Annotated in this window: 10 protein-coding genes; 4 read left to right on the forward strand and 6 right to left on the reverse strand. The window is 33.5% G+C overall.

Annotated features, from left to right (window positions below):
* Positions 1 to 6: 6 nt before the first annotated feature.
* A complete protein-coding gene (locus AAIE21_RS21135; protein WP_343268584.1) occupies positions 7 to 3,123 on the reverse strand; it encodes an efflux RND transporter permease subunit in 3,117 nt (1,038 codons plus the stop codon).
* A gap of 150 nt (positions 3,124 to 3,273) precedes the next feature.
* On the opposite strand from AAIE21_RS21135, the gene AAIE21_RS21140 reads away from it, so the two are divergent.
* Positions 3,274 to 4,149: a TetR/AcrR family transcriptional regulator gene (locus tag AAIE21_RS21140; RefSeq protein WP_343268585.1), complete on the forward strand. Its 876-nt coding sequence runs from the start codon at positions 3,274 to 3,276 to the stop codon at positions 4,147 to 4,149.
* Positions 4,150 to 4,239: 90 nt separating this feature from the next.
* Here the strand turns inward: AAIE21_RS21140 and AAIE21_RS21145 are convergent, their stop codons facing one another.
* Both AAIE21_RS21145 and AAIE21_RS21150 read right to left on the reverse strand, forming a co-directional pair.
* On the reverse strand, positions 4,240 to 5,217 hold the full coding sequence (locus AAIE21_RS21145) for a glycosyltransferase family 2 protein (RefSeq protein WP_343268586.1): 978 nt from the start codon (positions 5,215 to 5,217) through the stop codon (positions 4,240 to 4,242).
* Positions 5,218 to 5,260: 43 nt separating this feature from the next.
* On the reverse strand, positions 5,261 to 5,641 hold the full coding sequence (locus AAIE21_RS21150) for a GtrA family protein (RefSeq protein ID WP_343268587.1): 381 nt from the start codon (positions 5,639 to 5,641) through the stop codon (positions 5,261 to 5,263).
* A gap of 552 nt (positions 5,642 to 6,193) precedes the next feature.
* On the opposite strand from AAIE21_RS21150, the gene AAIE21_RS21155 reads away from it, so the two are divergent.
* The gene (locus AAIE21_RS21155; protein WP_343268588.1) at positions 6,194 to 7,648 is read left to right on the forward strand and encodes a glycosyltransferase family 39 protein; all 1,455 of its coding nucleotides are present in this window, start codon (positions 6,194 to 6,196) and stop codon (positions 7,646 to 7,648) included.
* Positions 7,649 to 7,795: 147 nt separating this feature from the next.
* On the opposite strand, the gene AAIE21_RS21160 is transcribed toward AAIE21_RS21155, so the two are convergent.
* From AAIE21_RS21160 to AAIE21_RS21170, 3 genes are all read right to left on the reverse strand, one after another.
* Complete coding sequence (locus AAIE21_RS21160; protein ID WP_343268589.1) at positions 7,796 to 8,866, reverse strand: hypothetical protein; 1,071 nt, start codon at positions 8,864 to 8,866, stop codon at positions 7,796 to 7,798.
* 18 nt (positions 8,867 to 8,884) lie between these two features.
* Positions 8,885 to 10,369 (reverse strand): MBOAT family O-acyltransferase, encoded by a 1,485-nt coding sequence (locus tag AAIE21_RS21165; RefSeq protein ID WP_343268590.1) that lies wholly within the window; start codon positions 10,367 to 10,369, stop codon positions 8,885 to 8,887.
* A 102-nt stretch (positions 10,370 to 10,471) separates the two neighbouring features.
* Positions 10,472 to 12,064, reverse strand: a complete 1,593-nt coding sequence (locus AAIE21_RS21170; RefSeq protein WP_343268591.1) for an ABC-F family ATP-binding cassette domain-containing protein — start codon at positions 12,062 to 12,064, stop codon at positions 10,472 to 10,474.
* Between the two features lie 129 nt (positions 12,065 to 12,193).
* Between AAIE21_RS21170 and AAIE21_RS21175 the strand changes: the two genes are divergently transcribed.
* The gene (locus tag AAIE21_RS21175) at positions 12,194 to 12,766 is read left to right on the forward strand and encodes a TetR/AcrR family transcriptional regulator (protein ID WP_343268593.1); all 573 of its coding nucleotides are present in this window, start codon (positions 12,194 to 12,196) and stop codon (positions 12,764 to 12,766) included.
* 56 nt (positions 12,767 to 12,822) lie between these two features.
* Positions 12,823 to 13,761, forward strand: a complete 939-nt coding sequence (locus tag AAIE21_RS21180; RefSeq protein WP_343268594.1) for an SDR family NAD(P)-dependent oxidoreductase — start codon at positions 12,823 to 12,825, stop codon at positions 13,759 to 13,761.
* Positions 13,762 to 13,771 lie beyond the last annotated feature (10 nt).

Consider the following 13,771-nt stretch of genomic DNA (forward strand, 5'->3'; position numbering starts at 1 on the left):
ATTTCTTTATTCTGCTATTTTCTTTTTCTTTTTAAACTTGCTGAGTACCTCATATACAATTGGAACGATAAGAAGTGTTAATAATGTTGAACTTGTTAATCCACCAATTACTGTTACCCCAAGGCCTTTAGAAATTAATCCACTGCCTTCAAACCCTAGTGCAAGTGGAATAAGAGCACCAATTGTTGCAATTGCAGTCATCAGAATTGGGCGTAAGCGTGTTGCGCCAGCTTCTAATAGCGCTTCGCGCGTTGACAGACCTTCGCGCTCTTTATGAATAACACGGTCGATAAGAACAATCGCATTCGTTACAACGATACCGATTAACATAAGGGCACCAATCATCGCTGATACGCTTAATGTCTCACCAGAGATTAATAGGGCAACAAGAGCACCAATGATTGTAAATGGTAGCGAGAATAAAATTGCGAATGGTGCAAGGGCACCGCCAAATGTAACGACAAGAACGAAGTATACAATGGCAATTGCAGCTAGCATCGCTAAACCAAGTTGTTGGAATGATTCTTGGATGTCCTTTGTAACACCGCCCATGGAAACATCTACACCAGAAGGAAGGTCCATTTTATCTACTTCTTTCTGAACAGCAGCAGATGCTTTAGAAACATCATCAGTTGTTAATTTTGCACTTACTTCTGCATAAACACGGCCATCACGATGTGTGACTGTATTGGAAGTTTCTCCTTCTTTAACAGTCATAACATCTTTAATCGTAATTTCGTTACCAAGTGGTGTTGTGATTTTACGATTTGTTAAATCATCAATTGTTTCATAATCATGTTTTTCTGCCTCTACAAAGACGTTAATATCTTTACCGTCTTTTTTAATCGTTGTAAGAACAGGGCGATCATGTTGATTAGAAAGTCCCATTCCAATTTGGGCAGCAGTTAGACCCATTTTACTTAGTTTTTCTTGATCGGCAACTAAGGTGTATTCTGCATATGTTTTTGCAATACTGGAGTCGATATCTTTTAAGTCTTTATTCTTTTTCATTATATTTTGAATATCTTTAACGACAGGTTTGATATCTTCTGAGCTATCTCCGTATACGTATAGCTTAATTTCGTTGCTACCGCCACTTGCTCCGAAGTCCTGGTTTTTCCACTCGCCTTTTCCTGTCATCTTTTGTAAGTCTTTAATAACTTGTTCTTTTTCTTTTTCAAAGTTTTTCGTATCATTATCATACTGAACGAAGAACATAGCTTGATTTGTTTTACCTGGACTCATTGGGTTCTCTCCGCCTAATGAGAACTGAATTGTTTTTACATCCTTTTTATCTTGTAAGTGTTTTTCAGCTTTTGTTGTGATTTTTTCAACGTCTTCTAATGTTTGACCTGGTTCAGGGTTATACGTTGCAATAATCATTTTCTCTTCTTCAGATGGTAAGAAACTTACACCGATAATTGGTACAAGTGCAAGGCTACCTACTAATAGAAGGACAGCAAGGCTAGATGTAATGATTTTATGGTTTAATGCCCAACCAAGTACACGTTTATAGCCATTTGCTAATTTACTTGGTCTTTCTTCATGATGTACTTGTTTTTCTCTTGTACTTTCCTTTTTAAATAAAGAGTGTGCTAACATCGGTACAATTGTAACTGCTACAAGTAAAGAAGCTAGCAAGGCAAAGACAATTGTTAAAGCAAACGGTAAGAACATTTCACCAATCATACCTTTTACAAGTCCAAGAGGTAAAAAGACTGCAATTGTTACAATTGTTGAAGACATAATCGGAACAAACATCTCTTTTGTCGCTTCGCGAATTAAGTCTCTACCTTTTAATTTTTCGTCTGATAAGGACATGCGTCGGTAAATATTTTCAATAACAACGATTGAATCATCGACAACGCGCCCAATGGCAACGGTCATCGCTCCAAGCGTCATCATATTAAGTGTAATATCCATCTGTTTTAGTACTAAAACAGCAATTAATAAAGAAAGTGGTATAGAGACAACAGAAATCAATGTTGTTCGGATATTTCGTAAGAACAACATAATAATCACAATAGCAAAGATAGCACCAAACATTGCTTTGCTAAGCATAGTATCAACTGATTTCTCAATCGGTGCACCTTGGTCAAATGTTGAGACGATTTCTAAGTCTTTATATTTCTTCTCAAAGTCCTTCACTTTGTCTTTGACCGCATTTACGACATCAACTGTATTTGCATCAGCAGCTTTGACGATTTGGATACCGATTGCTTCTTTTCCATTTGTACGCGAAATAGATTCGGCTTTTCCTACTTCTTTAATATCAGCAATTTCTTCTAATGTAACAGTAGGAATCCCATTAGCTGCAGCTGGATTCATCTGAGGTGTTTGAGCTCCTGCTCCTGGGTTACCTTGACCACTTGCTGCTGAAGGAACAGCAGGAATCTGCATTTCTTTTAAAGCTTTGATTGTTGTGATATTACCATCTACAACAACTGATTTCTCCGTATCTTTAAAAGTATAGAGTCCGAGTGGTAAAGATACATCAGAACCTTTAATCATATTTTTAACAGTATCTTCACTTAAACCTAATTCTTTCATCTTATCCTTTTTAAAGACAAGTTGTACCTCATTTACTTGTTGTCCAGAAATTTGAACAGATGCAACGCCATCGAGCCCTTTTAGTCCTGGAACAACATTTTTTTCAACCTTTTCAGTTAAGGAAGCTAAAGATTCATCTTTACTTGCTATGCTTAATGAAATAACAGGGAAGGCATTAAAGTTTACTCGAGAAACTTTAGGGTCTTTCACACCCTCTGGTAATTTTACATTCGCAAGCGCTTCTTTAATTTCAGTTTCAGCTTTCTCCATATTCTTATCAAAGTTATATTCTACTTGAATAGAAGAGGCATTTTGATAAGAGGAAGAACTGACAACATTGACTCCGCTTAAATTCTGCAGTTGCTGTTCCATTGGTTTCGATACCTTATCGGCTACTTCAGCTGGTGTCGCACCAGGATAAACCGTTGTTACTGTTACAACAGGTGTTGTAATATCAGGGATCGTTTCTAGTTTCATATTAAGCCCAGAATAAATTCCTGCCACGGTAACGAGAATGGTTAATAGCCAAACTGCGAACTTATTTTTTAACGAAAAGTTAATGATTTTGTTCATGTTTGCGCTCCCTTTTTAACGTATATTGACCAACTGGTCAGTCTAATACATAATATAACTGACTGAGTGGTCAGTCGTCAATGAAAAGGGATGGTATAATAAAAGTAAGTTAAAAATTTTAAGATGCGAGATTAAATTAGGAGAGAAACTATGAAAGAAAAAGAACGTTTAATTATAGAAATGGCAATGAAGTTATTTGCAACTAAAGGTGTGAACGCAACGTCGGTGCAAGAGATTGTAACGGCGTGCGGGATATCGAAGGGAGCTTTTTATTTATATTTTAAATCAAAGGATGAGTTGCTTTTAGCGACACTCAAGTATTATTATGACAAAATCCATAAGAAGATGATGGATCTTGACAATGATTCGTTATTACCACGTGAAAAATTTGAAAAACAATTATATTGTCAGTTTAGTGATGTACAACAGCATAAGGAATTTATTATTATGCATGCAAGGGAAAGCGCAATTCCTTTTAATAAAGAAGTAGAAGCGTTTATGACGAGAATGAAACTAGAGTCACATGCATTTTATCGAAATAGTTTATTATCAATTTATGGCGAACAGGTTACTCCATATCTTTTAGATCTGGTTATTATGGTAGAAGGGATATGTAGAGGTTATTTAGAGCTAATTATTTTAAATGCAGCTGAAATAGATTTATTCCATGTTTCATCATTTATTTTAAAGAGAATGGATGACCTTGTAGAGGGCATTGTACAATCTAAGGATATACCGGTTTTGCATGAAGAAAAGCTGGGACAATTCTTTTGTAGTTCAGAGCTTATTAAAGAGCAAGCGAAAGAGCATTTTTTACAGGAGATTGTTACATTCAAACGTACATTAGCAGATCAATTAGAAAATGATGAGTTGCTAGTTACGTTAGATGTTCTTGAAGCAGAAATGAGATTGCTAAATCCGAGAGTTCCAGTTATTCAAGGAATGTTATCAAATTTAAATGCATATCCTAATTTGAATGATTTTAACTTACGACTTAAAGGGTATTATAATATAAAAGAGTTTTAAACTTTTGATCAGAATAAAATATGGTGGAAAACGAGTTTTCTAAACAAAAAGGTATCGTTATATTTTATAACGATACCTTTTTGTTTCTATTTATAATGAATTTACCTTTTCTCTTTTAGAATCAGAAGTATCTTTCTGATCGACATTTATTGTTTCTTTCACAATATAAATTGGACGGTTTTTACTTTCATCATAAATCCGAGCGATATATTGCCCAACGATCCCAAGGCCAAGTAATTGAATTCCACTGAAGAATGTAATGGCAACCATAATAGATGCCCAGCCTGTTTGAATATCTTGTCCAATTATCTTTATGATAACAGTGTATAGTAAAACAGCAATAGAGATGAAAACAGACATTAGGCCTAATGTCATGACGATTCTTAATGGTTTCGTAGAGAATGCGATAATACCATCTGATGCGAATTTAATCATTTTCTTTAGTGGATACTTTGTTTCACCAGCAAAACGCTCATCTCTTTCATATTCAACATATGTTTGGCTAAATCCAATCCAAGACATCATCCCGCGAATGAAACGATTTCGTTCTGTCATTTGTTTGAAAACATTTGCTACTTTACGATCGATAATTCGAAAATCACCTGTGTCTTTTGGAATATTGATGTCAGACATATAGTTTAAGAAGCGATAAAAATATTTAGCTGTTAAAAGTTTAAACCAAGTTTCACCTTTACGTTGTTTTCTCTTAGCATAAACAACTTCATAGCCTTCTTCCCACTTTGCTATAAGTTCAGGAATAACTTCTGGCGGATCTTGTAAGTCTGCATCTATAATTACGATAGCATCCCCGTCTGCGCAATCAATACCTGCAGTTACAGCCGTTTGATGACCAAAGTTACGTGCGAAATTAACAACTTTAGCACGATAATCGTTTGCAGCAATTTCTTTTAAGATTTCCATTGTTCGATCTGTACTTCCATCATTTACAAATACAAATTCATAATTTATATTATTTTGAATCATGACAGATTTTAAACGATTATAGCATTCCTGTGCTACTTCTTCTTCGAAATACATAGGAACTACAATTGAAATGAGTTTGTCCATATTTTTCTCCTCCATAGTTTCAATAAGTTTTAATGGGTTGTAATTAGTAGGAGTTTTCGCTTTGATTAAACGTCCAAATTTTATTAAGGAAAAAGTTTATCATCATACCAATGCCAATCGCGAAAATTTGTGCAATAAATTCATTATATAAAAGTTTGTCTACCAATATAAACAAGCTAAATGTATTAAAAGCTAATACGATTAGATTTACAGTCAGAAATTTGAAAAACACTGATAAATTTTTATTGTTAGATTGAAACACCCAATTTTTATTCCAATAATAGCTATTTGCAACGCCAATTAAATAGGAAATTATATTTGCAATCAGGTAATTCATCCCGAATTTAACTAAGATTATATAGCTGATAATTGTAATAAGTGTATTAAAGATTCCTACTAAACCAAACTTTAAGAATTTCTCCATAATAGTATCCTCATCTTTATAAAATATATAAATAAAATAGGTAGTACTGAAATGTTATTCATACATAACAACTAATAATTATATCATAGTTGCTAGTAACATGTTACATATTTTGGGTAGATTAATTTTTCGCTTTGACTAGTAATTAAATTATTGGAGCTGCGAAATTTGTTGAAAGCAAAGAAGTTAGGGGGAAGATGGGAAACCATTGATTAAAATTCTATTGTATTTCTAATCCTTATAAGAATGAATCGTTTGAATATAGGAAGCTAAAAAGTTTTTTCTATAACTTTAATTCGTATATAACTTATAATTGTCGGTGCCAAATCGAATATGGAAATCCCAGGGTGATTCATGTATAGTAATTTGTAGTGGAATTCAACGACTGGGATATATAAGGAGATCTTAAGAAGAATAATATTATTCGGGGTTTTTTAGGTTTTTTCTATTTAATTAAGTAACGAAGGCCAGTTTTCGGGATTGTTTTTTTGAACAATATAAAGATGCTATTGTAGCAGTGGAGTATAAATTTAGGTTAAAGGAGTGTAATTGTTGAACACATTTTTTAAAGGGTTATCGACTTTTTCGGCAAGAACCGTATATATGATTTACGGGTTTTTTGCTTCAGTATTAATTATTAACTATTTCTCTGATACTCAAAAATACAATTATGTATTACTATTAGTTAGTTTTTTATTCTTGTGCTTGATTGGGACTTTTATACTTAGAAAAGGTTCATTGTATCTTGAAAAATTAAGCGAAACAAAATGTTTTTTGGCATTATTAATTATTTGTTTGGCCGTTAAATTAACTTGGGTTTTCTTATATAAAATTGAACCACTCGTAGATTATGCAACTTTTTATTATACTGCAGAATCTCTCAGTAAAAATTTTGTTATTAGTAGCAGATATGTAGCGCTCTTTCCTCACATTTTTGGATATGCATCGTTCTTAAGTATTATCTTTAAAATATTTGGGGTAAGCTATATGATTCCACCTATTGTTAATGTGGTCTTATCAACAATATCAATGGGATTAATATATTTTATATGTAGAAGAATTGGTGGTGTGAGAACGGCAATAACTGCAAGTGTATTATGGATTATTTTGCCTTCACAAACTATCTATAATATGTTTGTAATTTCCGAACCGCTGTATTGCACAATACTGTTATTAATTTGGGTAATTATGATTATTGTTTATGAGAAGCTTCCAAGTATGAGTATTAAAAAATTGCTCTTTTATTCCGTGTTATTAGCTTTATTACTTGCGTTAATGAACATGGTACGTCCAATTGCAGCGGTACCGATTATAGCTTTAGCTATATGGCTTTTCATAATAGATACAAGGCATTTGAGAAATAAAAAACTATTTGTAAGTAAGGCAATATACTTAGGTGTTATTTTATTGGGATACTTTATTTTTTCTTCAGCAGCAAATCATTATATAACAGCGCGTTTAGGGGAAGAGATAGCCTCAACACCTGGGTACAATATTCATGTAGGGTTTAATACAGAAAGTTCAGGAACATGGAATGCAGCAGATTCTGAATTACTTATCCATTACAGTGATAAACCGGGATGGAGTGCAAATGATGCTCAAAAACAAATGTTAGAAGAGGCGAAGCAGAGAATACAAAGTGGTAATATAGATTTTCCACAGTTATTTTTTGATAAGTTCTTCATTTTTTTAGAGGATGATAGCCAGGCTGTCACATATGCACAATCAGTTTTGGATCATACGGTAAGGTACACCGTAATCTCTAATGTTTTTTATTATTTCTTAATTGCAACTTCGCTTTTAGGTATAGTGACAGCATTTAAAAATAGAAATAAATCTGCAGTTTTCATTATTTGTCTTTATGCTATAGGGTTAACACTAGCGCAACTATTGGTAGAAGTAGCATCAAGATATCATTATTCAGTTACACTGCCTCTGGTTATTCTAGCCGCTTTTGGTATTAACCATATTTATAATAAGAAAAATCCTGTTGATGGCATGAATTAATAAAATTAGTAAAGACACAAATCATAGTTAGAAGTTGAAGAATGTACTGTAGTTACTTACAGCTATACAGGACGAGATAATTTTTTATATACAAAAAAAGGGCTCCTCCATAAGTCGGTGAAACCAATTTATGGAGGAGCCCCTTTTTTAGTTAGGTTTTACATCTGTATTTGTTAATTTAGAAGCATCAAAATGCATTACTTCATTTGCGAAATTTGATAATCTTTGTTCATAATCCTTTTCATTAGTAATTGGTTCTTTTACTGATAGTTCTTTTATAATCCAATCGTTTATATATCTATAGTAGTGTGTTTGATCCCACATATAATTAGAAAGATTATATGTAATATTTTTTTGATCTTGGAAATCATAGAGCTTAACGTTAGGAAGCTTTTTGAGTTTATTAAATACTTCTTTTTTAAATAGTATATTTTCTTTTGTATACTGTGGATCATTTTTATTTGAAACTACATGATATGTAATTGGATATGGTGCATAAAAGAATGTAAACTGTACATCTGGATGCTGTTTTACAAATGAAACAATATTATCATCGAATGATTCGAGCATTGGTTTATGATACCAACCTTCAGTTATTGGCTGAAGAGGCGTCGCATCGATAGTTTTTTTAGCATTTTCTACAGTGAAATTAGTTTCCTTATCTCCAAATTTATAAAGCCAATAAGGATCCTGTGTGAGTTTTGTTGGATCTAATTGTAACTTAAAGTTCTGTAAGGCCATTTTTCGAGAGTATGGACTAAGGAAATATTTTATATTATTTATTTTGTTTGTATCGTACATATATGTAGGAAAGGGTGAATTACCCTCTAATACCCAATCGGGTTTCCCAGAAAAAGAATATAAATTAAGTTCCCAAATGACATTTTTAACAGCTTTTGAATTAATAGCTAACTGAGCTGCCATCTTTTGTTCTCTTGCTGTTGAGGCAGGAAGAGAAGCATTAAAACTCTTGGTCTGAAGCGATTGATCAGCCGTAGGTTCAAGAAAGTTTCTCCCCATGGAAGTACCTACGAACAAAGTTTCATATTCCATATTTTTAATGAGTCCAGGCATTTGATAGCGTTCAGTCGCATAAAAATAGTTATCTTTTTTAAATTTATACATATATAATGGATCTAGTTTATAAACAATAGAACAGACTATTCCGCCTAAAACGAATAGAAATATAATAAACCAGCCTATAAAACGTTTATACATACTTTTCACCTACGTTTATTAGAAATTAAAATACAAGAACGAGCTTACACGAGTTAAGTACATTAACGAAAGTATGAACATACTTGCCAATGCGAAAGCATAAATCGGTTTTGGACGGAAAGATTCTAACTTTTCTATAGAATTTTTTGTAAGTGATACAATAGCTATCCCTATTAATAAATACAGGATGGTTTGGAAATTGAACTGATTACCTGTTACTTGGAAAGGGAAAAGATTAGTAATTGTGTATATTAAATTATCTAATTTAGAAACGCCTGCTAATGTTTCGGGGCGGAATTGAATAAGTGCTGTTGAAACATCTAGATATTTTATATTGAACATACGATTTAACATTGTCAAAGCATCTGTTACTGAAGTGGCTCTGAAAAATACCCATGCAACATGCACAAACCCCATTGTTAAAATCCACGCAAAAACTTTAGGCATCTTCCATCCCAAGTCTGTAAATATACGATGTAACACAATAGCTAGACCATGTAAAATACCCCAAATAACAAATGTCCATCCAGCTCCATGCCAAATTCCGCTAATAAGGAAAATTAAAAATAAATTAATATAAGTTCGAACTTTTCCATTGCGACTACCGCCTAGTGGAATATAAACATATTGAGTGAAAAATCGTCCTAATGTCATATGCCAACGTCTCCAAAACTCTTGAATATTTAATGATTTATAAGGAGAGAAGAAGTTAACGGGTAATGTAATATTGAATAATAACGCTGCACCTATTGCCATATCACAATATCCACTAAAGTCAAAATAGAGTTGTAATGTGTATGCGAGTGAGGAAATCCAAGCGTCGGTTGTAGATAGTTGGTTAACGTTACTGAATCCGAAATCAGCCCATTGTGCTAATGAATCAGCAATTACGACTTTTTTAGTAAGACCAATTCCAAAGATATAGAGTCCTTTTGTTATATTTTCTATATTTAATTTCCTTTTAGATTCATCTTGGAATTGAGGTAGAACTTTACTATGGTGGACAATTGGCCCCGCGATAAGTTGCGGGAAAAATGTTACGAATAAACAAAAATCAATAAAATTAAACTTTGTTAATTCTTTTTTATAACAATCGACTAAGAAACCTATTTTTTGGAAAGTGATAAAGCTAATCCCCAAAGGTAGTAATAATTTTAGTAAGGGAAAATCAGTTCCAAATAAAAGATTCACATTATCTAGAAAGAAATCTGCATATTTAAAATATCCTAGCAACGAGATGTTAAAAAGTAAGCCGACTATCAATAATATCTTTCTAGTTTTTTCATTTGTTTTATGTATAATTTGGTTACCTATAATGGCATTGGTAAATAATGAAACGCCTATTAGCAGTAGATACTTTGTTTCGAAATATGCATAAAAGTAGAGAGACATACCTACTAAGAAAAGTTTTGCAAGGTTTCGATTTACTTTTTGTAATAAGAAGTATCCAATAACTGCTATAGGTAAGAACAAGAACATAAATTCATAGGAATTAAAAAGCATACTATAGCCTCCAACATTGATAAGGTCTTATTGATAAACAATATGTGGCAGTACAGATGTTCTAAACTGCCACATGGAAAATAGTATACCATACAAATATGGTTAATTGTTTTGCCCAGCCCATTCTTCTACATTCCAAACTTTTGTTATCCAATCTTCATAAAAGTCTGGCTCGTGACATACAAGAAGGATTGTTCCTTTATATGCTTTTAAAGCTTTTTTTAATTCTTCTTTAGCTGTAACATCAAGATGATTTGTTGGCTCATCAAACAGAATCCAGTTGCTTTCTTCACCCATTAATTTACATAGACGGACTTTCGCTTGCTCTCCACCGCTTAATTGGCTTAATGGACGAGAAATATGCTCGTTTTTCAAACCACATCGTGCTAACATTGCACGAACTTGGTGCTGATCTAGACTTGGGAATGTGTTCCATACATCATCGATTGGCGTTACATTCTCAGCTTTTACCTCTTGTTCGAAGTATGCAGGTTCTAAGAAGTCACCAAGGCTTGTTTTCCCGCTTAATGGTTTAATTTTACCTAGGATTGTTTTTAATAATGTTGATTTACCAACGCCATTACATCCAACAATCGCGATTTTTTCTCCACGCTCAATAGTCATCGTTAGTTTTGGTAATAATGCATGTGTGTATCCAATTTCTACATCTTCACCTTCAAAGACAAAGCGACTGCTTGCGCGACATTCTTTGAAAGAGAATTCTGGTTTAATTGCTGTTTCTGGGCGATCAATACGCTCCATGCGGTCAAGTTGTTTTTGACGACTCTTTGCACGACCTGTTGTAGAATAACGAGCTTTGTTTTTTGCGATGAAATCTTCTTGTTTTTTAATGAATTCTTGCTGCTTTTGATAAGCGTTTAAATGTTGATTTTTATTGATTTCAGCTAGCTCTAGGAACTTTTCATATGTCGCTGTGTAACGCGTCATTTTTGAGAATTCTAGATGGAAAATAACATCAACACATTTGTTCATAAATTCCGTATCATGGGAAATTAGAAGGAATGCATGTGGATATTCTTTTAGGTAATTTGTTAACCATTGAATATGTTCAACATCTAAATAGTTGGTCGGCTCATCAAGTAATAGTACTTCTGGTTGTTCAAGTAATAGCTTTGCAAGTAATACTTTTGTACGCTGCCCCCCGCTTAATGCAGAAACATCACGGTCTAATCCAATTGCATCAATTCCAAGACCACGTGCAGCTTCTTCGATTTTAATATCTAATAAATAGAAACCACCTGCTTCAAGCGCGTCTTGAATCTCTGCCATTTGATCAAGAAGTTCTTCTAATTCTTCCGGCGTAGCTGTTCCCATTTTCTCAGTAATGATATTGAGTTCTTTTTCTTTCTCAAATAAAGGCAAGAACGCATCTGTTAATACGTCACGAATCGTTCTGCCCGGTGTTAAGATTGTATGTTGGTCTAAATATCCGTAATGTGTACCGGGTGTCCATTCTACGCGTCCTTCATCATGGATAAGTTGTCCAGTAATAATATTCATAAATGTTGATTTACCAACGCCGTTTGCACCAACTAAACCAACATGTTCTCCTGCTAATAAACGCATTGATACGTCTTTAAATAGTGTACGATCACCAAATGTATGACCTAAATTTTCAACTGTTAATAAGCTCATAATGTCCTCCGTCCATTTCAAAGTAGTACCTTGAATCATGATACTAAATTCTCGGATATAATGCTATCCTTTCAAAATGTATATTTTTTCAAAAATAGGATTGCTTTTTTGGGGAAGAATAATATAATATAATTGAACGGTGGTTAATTAAATTGTGAGGTATGAGAAATGTCGCCAAGAAGAGCAGTTAAACAAGAATTAACGAGAGAAATGATTATGAATGTAGCAAGGGATTTATTTATAAAACAAGGGTATCAGCATACTTCAATGCGTAAAATCGCAGCGGAACTCGGATATAGTCATGGATCAATCTATTATCATTTTAAAAATAAAGCAGAGCTTTTTTATGCGATGGTTGAACGAGATTTCCAATTATTGGACCAAAAGCTAGATGAAACGATTGCTCAAAATTTACAGCGAGAAGAACAATTAAAAGCAGTGTTATTAGGTTTTATTGAATTTGGTCTACGAAATCAAAGTCATTATGAAATTATGTTTTTGATTAAAGATGAAGAATTAAAAGAATGTCTAGCAGATGAACCAAATGCTAGTTACGATAAGTTCGCTAATGTTATATCTTCCTTATGTAATGGAAAGGTAAGTATAATGACTATATGGTCTGTTTTTTTATCATTACATGGGTTTGTATCGCATTATTGTAGAAACGTTCAAACGTTTGAAGATGTACAAGATTTAGCTAAAGCACATGTGAATTTTATTGCAAAATCGCTTCTGATGTAAGTGATTTTCTTTTTAACATTAATTGAACAGTGGTTAATTAAAAGGGGGATATGATGATGAAAAAAGCGTTAGTGTTGGGAGCATCTGGATCAATGGGGTATGCAATTACAAAGGAGTTGTGTGGGAGAGGGATTGATACAATTGCGTTTGCTAGAAATAAGGAGAAATTAGAAAAACTGTTTTACAATGAAGAGAAAATACAAATAGTGGAAGGAGATGTATTTAAGCAAGCAAATATAATGGAAGCTGCTAAAGGTGTAGATGTTATATTTCATGCTATAAATATTCCGTATACAGATTGGGAGATAAAGCAGCCAGAGTTACTAAAAAATATATTAGAAACGACGAAACATCATGGTGCTAAATTAGCGATGGTAGATAATATTTATGCGTATGGAAGACAAGGAAGAGAGAAGGTAACGGAAGAGGCTGTAAAGAATCCACACACAAAGAAGGGGAAAATTCGTTTGCAGCTTGAATTGATGGCGAAACAGGCTGGCGTGCCGGTACTTACTGCTCATTTTCCAGATTTTTATGGACCGAATGCAGAAAGTACGCTTGTTCATCATACACTGCAAGGTGTTCTTGCAAATAAAATATCTAGCTTTGTCGGGGATAAGAAACTTGCTAGGGAATATATTTTTACGCCGGATGGAGCTAAAGCTATTGTTGAACTAGCATTACGAGATGATGCATACGGACAAAGCTGGAATATACCAGGCTATGGTGTGATTACAGGGGAAGAGATGATTGGGCATATAAGAGAATTAACCGGCTATACAAAACCTATAATGACTGTAAAAAAACGTATGATTGGAATGATTGGCCTACTTGATAAACAAATGAAAGAGTTTGTAGAAATGTTGTATTTAACAGAAGAACCGGTTGTATTGAGTGGAGAAAAGTATGAGCGTTATGTTGGTAAAGTACCAAAGACATCTTATCGTGAGGGACTAAAGGAGACTATTTTGTTTTTGGAGAGGAAAACTAGATAAAAAAAAGAAG

Source organism: Paenibacillus sp. 102, assembly GCF_039549175.1.
GTDB lineage: Bacteria > Bacillota > Bacilli > Bacillales > Bacillaceae_G > Bacillus_A.